At 62.3% G+C, this 14422-nt stretch carries 13 protein-coding genes and 1 tRNA gene; 3 read left to right on the top strand and 11 right to left on the bottom strand.

From position 1 onward, the window contains the following. Positions 1-194 precede the first annotated feature (194 nt). From OXH56_07610 to OXH56_07600, 3 genes are read left to right on the top strand one after another with little or no spacing between them, the layout of a single operon-like run. Positions 195-1301 carry an amidohydrolase family protein gene (locus tag OXH56_07610; protein MCY3555172.1) on the top strand — a complete coding sequence of 369 codons (1107 nt, stop codon included), beginning with the start codon at positions 195-197 and terminating at the stop codon, positions 1299-1301. Beyond that, on the top strand, positions 1301-1696 hold the full coding sequence (locus tag OXH56_07605; GenBank protein ID MCY3555171.1) for a Rieske (2Fe-2S) protein: 396 nt from the start codon (positions 1301-1303) through the stop codon (positions 1694-1696). Before OXH56_07610 ends, OXH56_07605 begins: the two co-directional genes overlap by 1 nt. Next, on the top strand, positions 1693-3447 hold the full coding sequence (locus tag OXH56_07600; GenBank protein MCY3555170.1) for a peptide ABC transporter substrate-binding protein: 1755 nt from the start codon (positions 1693-1695) through the stop codon (positions 3445-3447). The genes OXH56_07605 and OXH56_07600 overlap by 4 nt, the downstream gene beginning before the upstream one ends. Here the strand turns inward: OXH56_07600 and OXH56_07595 are convergent. The 11 genes from OXH56_07595 to mreD all read right to left on the bottom strand — a co-directional run bounded on the left by OXH56_07595 (position 3377) and on the right by mreD (position 14421). Further along, positions 3377-4696, bottom strand: coding sequence for an aminotransferase class V-fold PLP-dependent enzyme (locus OXH56_07595; protein MCY3555169.1), 1320 nt, complete (start codon positions 4694-4696; stop codon positions 3377-3379). The genes OXH56_07600 and OXH56_07595 overlap by 71 nt on opposite strands. A gap of 21 nt (positions 4697-4717) precedes the next feature. Next, positions 4718-6421: a peptide ABC transporter substrate-binding protein gene (locus tag OXH56_07590; protein MCY3555168.1), complete on the bottom strand. Its 1704-nt coding sequence runs from the start codon at positions 6419-6421 to the stop codon at positions 4718-4720. Positions 6422-6476: 55 nt separating this feature from the next. After that, positions 6477-6560: transfer RNA gene (locus tag OXH56_07585), tRNA-Leu, on the bottom strand. Between the two features lie 48 nt (positions 6561-6608). Then, entirely contained in the window at positions 6609-6983 is a 375-nt protein-coding gene (gene secG / locus OXH56_07580) for a preprotein translocase subunit SecG (GenBank protein MCY3555167.1), read from the bottom strand. A gap of 44 nt (positions 6984-7027) precedes the next feature. Further along, positions 7028-7813: a triose-phosphate isomerase gene (tpiA, locus tag OXH56_07575; protein ID MCY3555166.1), complete on the bottom strand. Its 786-nt coding sequence runs from the start codon at positions 7811-7813 to the stop codon at positions 7028-7030. Positions 7814-7831: 18 nt separating this feature from the next. Continuing rightward, positions 7832-8863: a 6-phosphofructokinase gene (locus OXH56_07570; protein ID MCY3555165.1), complete on the bottom strand. Its 1032-nt coding sequence runs from the start codon at positions 8861-8863 to the stop codon at positions 7832-7834. Between the two features lie 94 nt (positions 8864-8957). Beyond that, a complete protein-coding gene (locus tag OXH56_07565) occupies positions 8958-9635 on the bottom strand; it encodes a ComF family protein (GenBank protein MCY3555164.1) in 678 nt (225 codons plus the stop codon). A gap of 354 nt (positions 9636-9989) precedes the next feature. After that, complete coding sequence (gene lgt / locus OXH56_07560; GenBank protein ID MCY3555163.1) at positions 9990-10823, bottom strand: prolipoprotein diacylglyceryl transferase; 834 nt, start codon at positions 10821-10823, stop codon at positions 9990-9992. 50 nt (positions 10824-10873) lie between these two features. Next, on the bottom strand, positions 10874-12091 hold the full coding sequence (gene rodA, locus OXH56_07555; GenBank protein MCY3555162.1) for a rod shape-determining protein RodA: 1218 nt from the start codon (positions 12089-12091) through the stop codon (positions 10874-10876). Between the two features lie 34 nt (positions 12092-12125). Next, positions 12126-13946: a penicillin-binding protein 2 gene (gene mrdA, locus OXH56_07550; protein ID MCY3555161.1), complete on the bottom strand. Its 1821-nt coding sequence runs from the start codon at positions 13944-13946 to the stop codon at positions 12126-12128. Continuing rightward, the gene (gene mreD / locus OXH56_07545; protein ID MCY3555160.1) at positions 13921-14421 is read right to left on the bottom strand and encodes a rod shape-determining protein MreD; all 501 of its coding nucleotides are present in this window, start codon (positions 14419-14421) and stop codon (positions 13921-13923) included. The genes mrdA and mreD overlap by 26 nt, the downstream gene beginning before the upstream one ends. Position 14422: the final 1 nt, after the last annotated feature.

The following is a 14422-nucleotide window of genomic DNA, read 5'->3' as shown; positions in this document are numbered from 1 at the left end:
CTGGAATGAAACGGTATGGCAATGTAGCATCTCGCCGGTAATTACAAAGCACATTCTGTCGCACGTCGCATGATCACCTTGACAGGAACCCGGGACGGCGTATCTATGGCAGTGATACGTTTTCGGATTTCCGCCCGGACGAATCTCCACCGGGTTCGATTTCCGCCGGTTTCCTGGCGAGCTGCCACCAGATCATGACTGAAACCGAATCGAAAACCCCATCTCCCATCGGTCTCATCGACTGCGACCTGCACCACGGTGTCGTGGAAATCGAAGATCTATTTCCCTACCTCCCTGGTCATTACGTGGAGTACGTGAAGGACTTTGGGTCCATGATGCCCGGCCTTGTCTATACCAATCTCCCGAAGGGCGGCTGCCGGGCCGAACTCTGGGAGCACACCGAAACCCATCCCAGCAGCAACATCGAACTGGCCCGCAAGCACCATCTCGACGAATACAACATCGACGTCGCCCTGTTGACGGGGGTAACGGTGTACGGAGCGGCGGTGCACCCGGACGCCGACTTCGGCGCCGCCATGTGCCGGGCCTTCAATGACTGGACCCTGGAGACCTGGATCAAGGCGGACGGCCGATTCCGCGCATCGGTGGCCATAGCGCCGTCCGACCCGAAGCAGGCGGCCGCGGAGATCCGGCGGATCGGCGACAGGCCCGAGGTGCTCCAGGTCATCATGCCCGCCGGGGGCCGCATGCCTTTCGGGAACCGGTTCTACGACCCGATTTACGAAGCGGCGGAGGAATGCCGGCTTCCCATGTGCGTGCACTTCGGCGTGGAGGGCGCCGGTTTTGCCAATGCGCCTACGGCCGCCGGTTATCCCTCCTATTACCTGGAAATGCGCATGGCCCGGCCCCAGATCGCCATGGCGCACGTCTCGAGCCTGATCTGCGAAGGTACCTTCGAGAAATTCCCCGGCCTGAGATTCCTCTTCATCGAACACGATACCTTCTGGGTACCGGGACTGATGTGGCACATGGATGCCGACTGGAAGGCGGTCCGCGACTACACGCCCTGGGTCAGGAAGCCTCCGAGCGAGTATATCCGGGACCACGTCCGGTTCGGATGCCAGCCCATGGAGCAGCCGCCGACCCGCAAGGACCTCAGGACCTTCCTCGACTGGCTGCACGCGGACGAAATCCTCGTGTACGCGAGCGACTATCCCCACTGGGACTGGGAATCGCCGGATGCGGTACTGCCCGGCGTGGATGCCGGACTGAAGCGGCGTGTGTTCGTGGAGACGGCGCGGGAGTTGTACGGCCTGGACGAACACGGGAATCCCTGCTAATGAGCCGCCGATACGTGGTATCTGCCGTGGAAGACCTTCTGCCGGGTGAGCGGCGTATCGTGCCCGCGGACGGGCGCGGCGGGATCGGCGTGTTCAATGTCGGCGGCCGATTCTACGCCCTGCGGAACCGTTGTCCGCACAAGGGCGGTCCGCTCTGTCTCGGCCGACTGCGGCCCCATGTGACAGCGGATGAGGTTTACTCGGTCGAACATTGCGAGAAGCAGGTCCTGAAGTGCGCCTGGCACCAGTGGGAATTCGACCTCGCCACCGGCCAGGCGCTCTACGATCCTGCGCTGCGGGTCAAGACCTACCGGGTGGAGATCGAAGCGGATCAAGTGGTCCTGTACCTGGATGGACCGGTATCCATAGCGAAGGAAGAAGGGGAGATTTCATGAGTGTCCGGTTCGCCATTGCGTTCCTCTCCGCGGTGATGATCGCCGGCACGGCCGCATTGGCCTGGCCGGACGCGGATCCACCCGCGACCTACACCAACTCCATCGGCATTCCGCTGCCGCCCGACGCGGCCCCGCCCGAGTACCAGGTCTTCACCAGTTTCAAGGCCGAGGACCGCTACCTGGACCTGGCCGTCTCCCACTACCAGGTGATCGGCCATGATTACGCCCTGGTCAACGAACCGCTGGTGCGCATGGACCGGAACTACAACCTGCTGCCGGCCGCCGCGACGCGCTGGGAGGTGTCCGGGGACGGGCTCACCTGGACGTTTCACCTGCAACCCGACCTGATCTTCGCCGACGGTCATCCCCTTACGGCCCACGACTTCGAGGACACCTTCAAACGGTGGGCGGATCCGGCCACGGGATTCGATTTCGAATGGTTCTACCGGTCGATCAGGAACTGGGGCGAAGTCGTCGCCGCCAGAATGCCCCTCGACTCCCTGGGCGTCACGGCGATGGACGATCACACGATCGCTTTTGCAACCGACGAACCCACGCCCTACCTGCCCCTGATCCTGACCTTCAGCTGGGTAACGCCCACCCACCTGTTCGAGAAGTACGGTCCGGGCTGGTCGACGAGACCGGAAACGCTGCTGGGCAGCGGCCCCTTCAGGCTGGAGGAATGGTCGAAACTGGACCGGATCGTGCTGACGCCGAATCCCCACTACCGGGGACCCCACAAGCCCTACCTCGAAAAAGTGGTCTCAAAGCTCTTCAACGCCGCGGTTCTCCCGCCGATGCTGTCGTCCTATGAGGCGGGTGCGGTGGACCTGGCTATCCTGACGAACCAGGCGGAAATCAACCGTGTAAAGCAAGATGCCCGGCTCAGGGACCAGCTCGTCACCTATTCGGCCTTCGGGACCACCTACCTGATGATGGACACTTTCAAGCCCCCTTTCGACGATCTCCGGGTGCGGCAGGCGTTCAGCCACGCCATCGATACCGAAGCGCTGGTCGAGTCCGCCCTCCAGGGCGTCGCCGTTCCCGCGGTGTCCATGTTGCCCGACGGGTTTCCCGCGGCAAACACCCGGGAACTCGCGCCCGTTCAGCGATACGATCCCGACCTGGCACGCCGGCTGCTCGCGGAAGCCGGCTATCCGGACGGCAGAGGGTTCCCCCAAACCGTAATGTGGATGAGGGGGACCAATCTACAGGGGGGCCAGGCGCCCCAGGCGGTACAGGCCATGCTCAAGCGCAATCTGAACCTGGATATCGGCGTGCAGAACACGGAGGCCAAACTGTTCATGGAAACCATGTACCAGGGAAACATTGCCTTCGCCATGATCCCCTACGGTTACGACTACATGGATCCAAGCAACCTGCTCGGCATCTGGCTTTCCACGGGCCGCCATGCCTGGTACAGCCAGCGATTCGAATCCGTTATGTCGGAGGCCAATCATCTGATCGGCGACCCGGAAAGACGTATTGCGCTATACGAGGAGGCCGAACGCATCGTGGTCGAGGACGTGGCCGGCGTGTTCCTGTGGCACAGTCAGCACAACGAACTGTGGAAGCCTTATCTTCGCACTGAGGCTCTCGAGCAGAACGAGCGGGGTGGTTACGCGATACGCCGCGACAAGCATCTCAACCTGTCGACGACGCTTTACGTCACGGAGGAGGTCACGAGGGACGGGTCATACGAGGATCGAGACGAGGGTTTCTGGGACTGGCTCTTCGGATCCAGGCGTTGAAGACCTCCGAACGTTCGAGAACATCCTGTGCGGCGGCTACGCCCGCGCCTTTCTCCACTTCCCATCCCATCTTGTCAAGGGTCTGCTCCAGCGCCGATATCGTCCGCAGCACGTGCTCCGGAACGGCCATGAAGCCCATGGTCCCGATCCGGGCGAGGCTGCTGATCGCGATACCGTGCTCTTCAAAGAGGATCCGGTTCAACTCGGCCGCATCCAGATGGTCCGGTAACACGATGCGGGTCGCCACGGGCGCGGCCGACGCTTCGGTTTCGGCCAAGATGCCGAGACCCATGGCCCGCAGTGCTGCGTGGACCGCCCTCGACGCGACGTACTGGCGGCGGTAGACCTGGTCCGGCCCCTCGTCCATGATGGCCTTCAGCGAGGCGTGCAGCCCCGCGACCAGGGTGTATGACGCGTGGGGGCCGTGGACGGGCCAGTCCCGCGGATGAGGTTTTTTTGCCCGGGGAACGCTCCCCTCTTCAAGCGAATTGTACCCCATCGCGGCACCTCCCTCCATGCCGTAGCGCCGCCAGGAATGGAGATCGAGACACATGGCCCGCGGCGCGTTCCTCAGGTTTTCGATCTTGTCCCACGCCTTTTCGCTGGCCACCACGATCGCCAGGCCCTGGGGTGCGTTCAGGCACTTCTGGGGCGTGGTGACGAGCAGATCGATGCCCCAGTCGTCGACGCGCACCTCGACCCCACCGAAGGACGACACGCAGTCCACCATATAGATCACGTGGGGAAACTCGTCCTTCAGCATTCGTCCAATGGACTCGATAGGATTCAAAGTACCGGTCGTGGTCTCACAGTGGACCAGTGCGACCTGTCTGATTTCCGGGTCGTCAAGCAGTCGGGCGCGGATCGTTTCCGGGTCGACTGACTGCCCTTCCTCGAGTGCGACCTCGGCCGTATCCCCGCCCGCGAACCTGGACAGTTCCGTCAGCAGCCGGCCGAAGACGCCGGTCTGGACGGTCAGCACGCGGTCTCCGGGCTCCACGGTACCGAGCATGGCCGCTTCCAGACCGTACACGGCGGATCCCGGTATGAGCATGGGGCCGTTTTCGGTATGCATCAGCTGCTTGAGCATGAGGCACGTTTCTTTTTCGACCTTGGGATAATGGGCATAATAGACTGGCTCCACGAGCTGCTTCCCGATGGCCGCGAGACAGGCAGGCGAGAGGGGCGTCTGCCCGCAACTCATGTTGATGCGCTGTTCCGCGGGAATGGCAGGTTTTTCACCAGTCATGACGCGCCTCCCTGTCCGTCTTCAACGTTCACTGATGTAGACTTCGGTCCACAGTAGGCTTCCCACCGTCCCGTCGGGCTGCCTGGAGTACCCCTTCAACCAGGGCTTGCGCAGGCCGTAACCGATGGGATGATAGACGAATGCCCCGCCGAAGTCGGACACCAGGATACGTTCGGCGTCCTTATATATCCCCGTGCGCCGTGCGGGGTCGGATTCCCCGACCGCCCGGTCCACGAGATTGTCGAAGTCGGGATGGGTCCAGTCCTGTCGCTGCGCCCCCCGCGGCCTGGAATGCCAGGTCATGTCCAGCATGTTCCTCGGATCCAGGTAGTCTGCCCCCCAGGCGATGAATCCGAGAGGAATCTGCCAGTCGAACAAAGCGCTCATGTAGGAACCCATATCGGCGCTGCGAAAGGTGATGTCCACCCCGAGATGGTTCCTCACCATGCCCTGGACCGCCTCGGCAATACGGCGGGTAATGGGGTTGGGCGCCCTCAACCACGTCTCTACGGTCGGGAAGCCCCGTCCGCTCGGATAGCCGGCCTCCGCCATGAGCGCCCTGGCCCGTTCCGGGTCATATCCCTGTATCGGCTCGTACTCGGGTCCCGCGTAGGCGTCGAATCCCGGCGGAATCATGGAATAGGCCGGGATGCCGGCGCCCTGGAGAATCACGCGGCAGATCGACTCGCGGTCGATGACCCGGGCAAAGGCTTCACGGACGCGGACATCGTCAAAGGGGGGTTCCCGGGTCCTGAAAATAAAGTACCAGGTCTGGTAACTCGGCGAACGGACGATCTCCTTGCTGAGCCGGGGATCGTCCTGGATGCGGCGCAGTTCCGCCAGGTCGACCGCTTCCATGTCTACTTCGTCGTTTTCGTAGGGCAGGATGTTGGCTGCCGCGGGCTCCCGGAACAACTGGACAACCTGTTCCAGGAAGGGCTTGTGCGGACCGTTGTACATGGGATCCGGCACGTACTTGATATGGCTCCCGGAGACCCACTCGGACAGTTTAAAGCCGCTGTTGGTGACGATTTTGCCCTGCTCGGTCCATTTGCGGCCGTACTTTTCAATCGCCCATCGAGGCGCAGGGAAGGTGTCCGGGAACGATATGATGTGCAGGAGGTAGGGCGTTGGCTGTTCGGTTTCGATGACCAGGGTCAGGTCGTCCAGCGCGCGGACGCCCAGTGTTGTGACATCGTCTATCAGCCCCTGGTTGATCGCGCGGGCGTTCTTGAAGTCGTAGTAGAAATTCGCGTAGATGTTCGCCGATGCGGGATCGATGTTCCGCCGGAACGTGTACACGAAATCGTGGGCGGTGACCGGTCGTCCGTCGCTCCACCGGGCTCCGGGCCGCAGGTAGAAGGTCCAGGTCAGGCCGTCCTCGGATCGCTCGTACCGCTCGGCCGCCCCCGGAACGGGCCGCATGAATTCATCGCGCCACATCAGCGTTTCGAAGGGTCTCATGACCAACCCCTCGTCGTCGTAAGGATGGATGCCGGAGTCGATGCTGCGCGGCTCCATGTTCATCACGCGAATGACCTGCTGCGACAGGGAAGCGGCATCGGGAGGCATGACCTTGCCCACCGAATTCGTGCGCGGTTGCTGGCCAGGCTGGCCGGGCTGGCCAGGCTGGCCGGGCTGGCCAGGCTGGCCGGAAGATACGGAGACGACGGCCAGGGTCGCCAGGCCGGCGAACAGGGAGAACAGTATACGTGCCGGACGCATGGGACGCCTCCGGATTCACGAGGGCAGGGATGTACGACAGAAATGAAGGAAAGGATGCCGAAGCGCGGATTCGAACCGCGACGGGATTTCTCCCACTGCCCCCTCAAGACAGCGTGTCTACCAATTCCACCACTTCGGCGTCATGACGACCGGCCGGCGGCTGGATCGCCTTACTATAGTCGATGGACTAAGGCGTGGACCCTGGATCCCCGGGCGCGGGGGGCAGGCCCGATCCAGCGTCGGGCAATCCCTGGGCGGGGGACGTCTGCTGGTTTCTCAGGGCTTCTTCCTGGATGATGCTTCGCGTGCCCTGCACGTCGTCGGGGATCAGGTTCAGACCGATGACGATCAGCATGTAAAGCGTCGCCAGCACGGTGGTCACCTTGCCCAGGAAAGTCGCGGCGCCCCGGCCGCCGAACATCTGGCCGGCCATGCCGCCACCGGAAGGTCCGCCCGCGCCGAAAGCGCTGGACAGGCCGCCGCCCTTTCCCGACTGCAACAGGACGGACAGGATCAGAACGAGACAGACCAGCACATGTACTGCAACCACGGTGGTAAACACGGTATGTATCCTTCGATTGACGACCGGCGGCCGGTCAGGTTCCGCTAGCCGCCATTGATTTCCAGTCCGGCCCGGACAATGGCCTCGAACGAGGCGGCGTCCAGGCTGGCACCACCCACGAGCGCTCCGTCGATGTTCGGCCGGTTCATCAACTCGCCCGCGTTTTCAGGTTTGACGCTGCCCCCGTACTGGATTCGGATCCGGTCGGCGAAGTCGTCGTCAAACAGATCCGCGATCTCCTTCCTCAGGTGACCGTGCACGTGGTCCGCCTGCTCGGGAGTAGCTACCCTGCCGGTCCCGATCGCCCAGACCGGTTCGTAAGCCAGGACAAGACCATCGGCCGACCCGGGATCCGTTCCTGACAGACCCGCTCGAACCTGTTCGGAGACAACCTCCTCGGTACGGCCGGCTTCCCGGTCCTCAAGCGTCTCGCCGACGCAGACGATCGGGGTGAGACCCGCTGAAATCGCAGATCTCACTTTGCCGTTGACAGACGCGTTCGTTTCACCAAAATACGTCCGTCTTTCGGAGTGCCCCAATATAACGTACCTGCACCCCGAAGTCAACACCATTCTGGCCGACACTTCCCCCGTGTACGCGCCTTCAGGGGCATCGTGCATGTGCTGGGCGCCCAGCGAGATGGAACTGCCGGACAGCTGCGTGGCCGCCACGGTCAGATGGGTGAAAGGCGGGCACAATACCAGGTCCGCGTCCAGGGCGAGCGATTCCGTGCGTTCGATCACCTCGGCGACGAGCGAAGCGCCTTCGACCAGGTCGGTATGCATTTTCCAATTGCCGGCGATGATCAACCGGCGCGCCGTCGTTTTCACAACCACTCCGTTGGCAGACTAACCGAAGAATACCTGGGCAATGTCATACAACTCCATGTCGACCGTGCGGATCCGGCCGGTCACTTCGGACAACGGCACGCTCTCGATCCTCGAGCCCTTCAACGCCACCATCTTGCCGAAATCCCCGTCGTGCACCAGGTCCGCCGCGGTCACGCCGTACCTCGTCGCCAGGACGCGGTCGTAGGGCGTAGGCGATCCTCCACGCTGAATGTACCCCAGGATGGTCACCCTGGTTTCTATGCCCGCCCGTCGTTCGATCTCGGCGCCGACTATTTCACCGATGCCGCCCAATCGAACGTGACCGAATTCATCGACCTGGTCATCCTGGGTCACCTGGCCCGGGGTGTCCTTCATGGTGAATCCTTCGGCGACCACGACGAGGCTGAACGTCTTGCCCCGGTCGATGCGCTGTTTGACGAGCGCGCAAACCACGTCCAGGTCCATGGGCACCTCCGGGATCAGGATGCAGTCCGCCCCGCCGGCGATCCCCGACTTGATGGCGATCCACCCCGTATGCCGGCCCATCACCTCGATGACCATCACCCGGTGATGGGACTCCGCGGTGGTGTGCAGGCGGTCGATGGCGTCGGTGGCGATTGTGACCGCCGTATCGAAGCCGAAAGTCATGTCCGTCCCGACGATATCATTGTCGATCGTCTTTGGCAGGCCCACCATTGGAATGCCGGCTTCGTTCAACGCGGCCGCGGCGCCCAGGGTGTCCTCGCCGCCGATGGCGACGACCGCATCCAGGTTTAGATCCCGTACGTTGTCCTTGATCCGTTCAATGTTGCCTTCGTCCTTCATCGGGTTGGTCCTGGAAGTGCCCAGGATGGTTCCGCCCCGGTGCAGTATGCCGGATACGGAGACCAGGCTGAGTGGACTGGTATCGTTGTTGATCAATCCGGCCCATCCATTGCGTATTCCGAGAACCGTCGAGCCATAAGACTTGATCGAGCGCCTGGTTACCGCCCGGATCGCGGCGTTCAAACCCGGGCAATCACCGCCGCCCGTCAGGATACCGATATGCATCAGATGTCTTCTCTCCCGCGTACAGGTGATACAAAGGGGCCGGGCTGCCCGCCGTGTCAGGTCACCCAGGGCGCCAGCGATGAGTCGAAAAGCCTCAGGTGCGCGCGACGGTCAGGGCAAACACCCTGCCGGCGCCCGCCTGGAGCAGGGCCCGGGCACAGCTGTTAATCGTTGCCCCCGTTGTGAATATGTCGTCGAGCAGCGATACCGTGGCGCCGCGCACCGCATCGGGCCGGACCACTTCGAACACCCCCTCGACATTTGCCATCCGCGCTTCGGGACTCAGCGAAGTCTGCGTCGGTGTGTTCCGGTTTCGCCCAAGCACGTTTTCCAGCACCGGAATGCCCGTTACGTCGGATAGGCCCCGGGCGATGCACGTACTCTGGTTGTAGCCCCTTTCCCGCCTTCTGAGCGGATGCAGGGGGACGGGCAAAACGCCCGTAATATGCGGTATCCCGGGGGCCTGTTCAACCCTTTTTGCCAGCAGGGACCCCAGGAACCGGCCGATCCCGGGTCGGTTCCGGTACTTGAGCAGGTGGATGAGATCCTGAAGCGGCCGGTTGAACAGGAACGCGGAAAACGCGCCGTCGAAATAGAATGTGCGGCCCGTGCAGGCCGGACACGAGGCTACCGGGGTGGCCAGCGGATGGCCGCATCGTTCGCAGTACGGCGCATCGATCGAAAGCAGGCCCAATCCACAATCGACACAGAGGGCGCTGCGTTCGTCGAAGATCCGGGCCTTGCAGAGGACGCAGCACGGGGGATATACCATGTCGAGGGCCGTGCGGCCTGCCGTGCGTAACGTTTGGGTAAACAGAACCATAGACATCAATCAGATCGGCTCGAACCTTGACAGGAACGATCGGCACTCACGAGCGGGCACGCACTGAAACCACCGGAAAGGCCGGACTGGCTGGACAGGCCGGACAGGCCGGACAGGACCATGCCCCGGAGTCCGGCAGTCCCCTTCTTCCTAATCGTCGAAAAAAGACGGGGTATTGTTCGAATTTTAAGTGTAAAAGGTAGGAAGCGTACGTCAGGCACTGGCACGGCCGCCGTGCTCAGTACCATTACGCACGGCCGCCGTGCTCAGTACCATTACGCACGGCCGCCGCGCACGGAACCATTACCCGCGACGGGACCGGTTTCGCGGCGAGCGTTGCCGCGCACGGGTCCTGGTCCATCCAAGTAGGAGGAGTCCCAGGCCGATCAGTACGAGGCTGATCCCCTGGTTTACGGACAGGGCCACCCCGCCCAGGCTGCCCAGGGTCATGCTCGATTCATAGTATCTGAAGAGATCGACGAAGAACCGGGTGATGGGTTCGGCGATCAGCAGCACGGCGAAGAGGAATCCGTCGTATCTCGGCCTGCGGTCCAGCCACATCAACAGGCCGAAAAGACCGAAGCCCAGCGCCGCGTTGTAAAGCTGGGCCGGATGCAGGGGTACGTCCGGGTAGAACGAGCCTGCCGCGCTGAACGCCGGGAAGACCACCCCCAGGGCGGACTCGGTGGGCAGTCCGAAGCAGCAGCCGTTCATGTAACAGCCGACGCGGCTCACGCCGATGCCGAGCGCGATACTCGGCGCGAAGGCGTCGCAGGCCTTCCATATGGACAGCCGGTTCACGCGAAGGTAGAGGATGGATACCAGGACTGCCGCGATGAACCCGCCGTACATGGTCAGGCCGGTCAGGCCGATCGAACCGGAGCTTTGAAAGGGACTGATGATGTCGAGGGGGTTCGCGCTGAACTCGTTCCAGTGGGGTATGACGTACATGATCCTGGCGCCGACGATGCCCGCGAGCATGATGAGCAGGCTCATGTTGATCATCTGGTTCTGGTTCAGGCCGCGCGCCCTGGACCGCCTCAGCGCCAGAAGAATCCCCGCGATGAATGAAACGGCCAGCAACAGGCCATAGGTGCGTACGGTGAACGGACCGATCTCAAAAAGGATGGGATGCATGGACTTTCCTCGTTCGCGGCGGCAGCCGGCATTCAGGCGTGAAACCGCATTCAGTAGTCAAATCGATGGCGCCATACGTTCAGCAGCAGGCCGCACAGGATCAGGCTGGTCATCAGAAAGGAGCCGCCGTAGCTGAGAAAGGGCAGGGGTACGCCGGCGATCGGCAGCACACCGACGGCCATCCCCACGTTCATGATCACGTGAAAAACGAAGACGGATACGCAGCCGGCCGCGAGCAGGCTCTGGTACCGGCTTTTAACGTTCATCGCGATGTAGATCCCGATGAGTATGAAGACGTAGTACAGGACGAGGACGGCCATAGAGCCGGCGAACCCGAATTCCTCGGCGATGACCGAGAAGATGAAGTCCGTGTGCTGTTCGGGCAGGAACGCAAGGCTGGTCTGGGACCCCTGCAGAAACCCGCGCCCGAGCAGTCCGCCCGATCCGATGGCGATCTTGGACTGGATGATCTGGTACCCCGCGCCCTTCGGATCTACCTGGGGATTCAGAAAGGTCTCGACGCGTTGTTGCTGATAGTCGTGCAGCGAATCCCACAGGGGCTCCGCACCCAGGCCCACGGCCAGATGCGTGACGGTGAGGAATATGATGACGAACCGAGGCGGCCACTTCAGGTACATGATGCCCGCCACGATCAGTATGAATACGGACCAGATGACCCAGTCGAACCCGCTCACGACGCCGATCACGACGCCGATCAGGGGGGATACCATGAGCAGCAGCTGGAGGACGCTCAATCCCGCCCAGAGCAGCACGCCGCAGAAGATCGCCCCGAAGACGATGGAGGTGCCCAGGTCGGGCTGGGACAGGATGAGAAAAACGGGCAACGCCACGATCACGCCGCAGGTAGCCATGACCGAGGGCCGGTGTATGTTGGTCCGCAACTGGGAAAGATACTGCGCGAGCGCCATGATAACGGCGATCTTCGCCAGTTCGGAAGGTTGAATGCCGATGAAGCCGAGTCTGATCCAACGGCTGGACCCCTTGACGGTTTCGGAGGCCAGTACGGCGACCAGCAGGATCATCACCACGACGAAAACGGGAATAGTCATGGCCTGGAGGAAACGAATGGGCAGCACCGACGTGATGTACATCACCCCGATGCCGGCCACGAACCACATGGACTGCAGCATGTAACGGGACGTACCCAGGCCGGTCTCGTCCCGCGTGGCGCTGTAGATCACGATGATGCCGATCACGGACAACAGTATGGAGATGATGACAAGCGTGCGGCTTAAATGGGTTTCCATGTTTTATAAGGCGTACTCCCGGGGCCCAAGGGCGCTAATGCGAGGCTTCTTCCGTGTATCCGGCGTCGATCACACCGGCGACAGGTACCGGTTCGAGCGAAAGCCAGGTGTCGACAACCTGGCGTACGACCGGCACGGCAGCACCCGACGGCGCATTCTCCATGATCGCCGCGACGGCGATACGCGGTGATTCAGCCGGAGCATACGCGACAAACCAGGAATGACTGTCGCCGTGCGGGTTTTCGGCCGTGCCCGTCTTGCCCGCCAGTTGCGCGTAGGGCAGTCGCGCCGACCGCGCGGTCCCCTCATTGACCACGCTTATCAGGGATTCCCGGATCAGGTGCAGCGTCTCCGGGGAAACGGACAGCGTGTCCCTGATGCTCGATTCGCCGGATTCCACAGTTTCTCCGCCGGCGGACTCCACCCGGTCGAGTATGTAGGGCCGGTAAAGCGTGCCTCCGTTTGCCACCGCGGCGGTCAACATCGCCATCTGCAGCGGCGTGACGAGCAGTTCGCCCTGACCGATCGCCAGGTTCAGAATCTTTCCGGGCGTCCATACGCGGTTTTCCGCAGGATCGTAGTAGTCTGTGTCCGGAACCAGGCCGCCCTGTTCGTCGCCCACGTCGAAACCGGTAGGCGTTCCCAGGCCAAAGCCCCGGGCGTACCGGCTCCAGCGTTCCAGTCCCAGCTGGTGTCCCACCTGGTAGAAATAGACGTCGCAGGACCGGGCCATGGCGTCCCTGAACGGCAAGGAACCGTGACCGGCGGTCCAGCACCCCGCCCAGCGGTTTCCGAACTGGTAGCCGTGATTGCAGGGGCGGAGAAGCGTTGACGGCGTGACCACGTGCTCGTCCAGCGCTGCGGAGGCCGTTACGATCTTCATCGTGGAAGCCGGCGGATACTGCCCGTCCAGGGTCCGGTCCAACAGGGGCTTCATGGGATGGTTGGCAAGCGAATCCCACGTCTCCTGGGGAATCCGCTCCGTAAACAGGTTAGGGTCGAATCCGGGCCTGCTGACGATTGCGATGACCGCGCCGGTCATGGGATCCACCGCCACCAGCGCACCGGCCAGGCTATCGGGAATCGCCTCTTCGGCGACAGCCTGAACCCGGGTGTCCAGCGTCAGATAGATGTTGTTTCCCGATTCCGGCAGCAGGGCCGGCATGCCGGGCAACGGACCGAGTTCCTGCCCGCGCGCGTTCACTTCCATGAATTCCAGGCCGTTCTGTCCGCGAAGGTGATGCTCGAAGGCCTTTTCCACCCCCATTTTGCCGATGATATCCCCGGAACGATAGCCTTCTTCGCTCCGTCCCTCGAGTTCCTGTTGGCTGATCTCGGAAACGTAACCGAGCACGTGGCTCGCCAGCGTGCCCGTGCCGTACATCCGGCCATGAGTGATCTGAACGAGTACGCCGGGCAGGTCCGGAAGATGTTCTTCGACCCGGCACGCGATTTCATAGGAAACGTTTCGCTGGACCGGTATGGGATTAAACTGATTCACCGCCGGATCGCGGAGACGCATTCGGATGGCCCGGGCTTCCCGCCCGGTGAGTTCCCCCAGGTAGTCCACGGTCTCGTCGGAGGTCTCGAAAGGGGCGGCGGCGATGGTATAGGATGGCCTGTTCTCCGCCAGGACGACCCCGTTGCGGTCCATGATCAGTCCACGCAACGCCTCGATCACGACGGGACGGATACGGTTCCGTTCCGAATGCGCCCGGTACTCCTCGCCGGAAATGACCTGGAAATAAAACAGGCGAACGGCCAGCAGCAGAAAGAGCGCGGTCACGATGCCGATGAACAGGTATAACTGGCCCCTGTGGGTGGGGCTGTCATTCTGGGAAAAGCCAACGGACATTGAACTGTCCCTGTCGATAGGTCAATCCGATGATCAGCAGGAGCGCAACGGAGATCGTGTAGAGCATCGTGAGCAGCGAAACCGTTCCCAGCATGTAAACCGATTCGACCAGTTGGAAACGGGTAAACACCAGCCAGTATATGGCGGAATGGACGAAGCTGGCGGCCAGCAGCGTGAGCAGCAGGGTGGAGAGGCTGTCCCGGTAAAGCGTGTTTCCGGCAATGCCCACACCGTACGCGACCAGCGTATTGCACAAGGCGTTGAGTCCCAGTTGCTCAGGCGAGCCGTTGAAATCCTCCAGCAGCCCGACGCTGAAGCCCAGGATGGTCCCCGCGAAGGCCCCCGATCCCATCGCGCCGTAGATCAGCATCATCAGAACGAAATCGGGCCGGATTCCCCGAATGGCGATCTCGTGTCCCCAGGTGCTGTCGACCACAAACGCCAGGAACAGCAGGATAACGTGTTTTAGACGCATG

This window comes from Gemmatimonadota bacterium (assembly GCA_026702745.1).
Taxonomy (GTDB): domain Bacteria; phylum JAAXHH01; class JAAXHH01; order JAAXHH01; family JAAXHH01; genus JAAXHH01.
This window is presented reverse-complemented; position numbering and strand designations above follow the sequence as displayed.

Coding starts and splice junctions, on each gene's coding strand:
- OXH56_07565 (MCY3555164.1), bottom strand. CDS start 9,635: ATGGTATATCCCCCGTGCTGCGTCCTCTGCAAGGCCCGGATCTTCGAC.
- OXH56_07600 (MCY3555170.1), top strand. CDS start 1,693: ATGAGTGTCCGGTTCGCCATTGCGTTCCTCTCCGCGGTGATGATCGCC.
- OXH56_07590 (MCY3555168.1), bottom strand. CDS start 6,421: ATGCGTCCGGCACGTATACTGTTCTCCCTGTTCGCCGGCCTGGCGACC.
- lgt (MCY3555163.1), bottom strand. CDS start 10,823: ATGCATCCCATCCTTTTTGAGATCGGTCCGTTCACCGTACGCACCTAT.
- OXH56_07610 (MCY3555172.1), top strand. CDS start 195: ATGACTGAAACCGAATCGAAAACCCCATCTCCCATCGGTCTCATCGAC.
- mreD (MCY3555160.1), bottom strand. CDS start 14,421: ATGCGTCTAAAACACGTTATCCTGCTGTTCCTGGCGTTTGTGGTCGAC.
- OXH56_07605 (MCY3555171.1), top strand. CDS start 1,301: ATGAGCCGCCGATACGTGGTATCTGCCGTGGAAGACCTTCTGCCGGGT.
- OXH56_07570 (MCY3555165.1), bottom strand. CDS start 8,863: ATGCATATCGGTATCCTGACGGGCGGCGGTGATTGCCCGGGTTTGAAC.
- rodA (MCY3555162.1), bottom strand. CDS start 12,091: ATGGAAACCCATTTAAGCCGCACGCTTGTCATCATCTCCATACTGTTG.
- mrdA (MCY3555161.1), bottom strand. CDS start 13,946: ATGTCCGTTGGCTTTTCCCAGAATGACAGCCCCACCCACAGGGGCCAG.
- OXH56_07595 (MCY3555169.1), bottom strand. CDS start 4,696: ATGACTGGTGAAAAACCTGCCATTCCCGCGGAACAGCGCATCAACATG.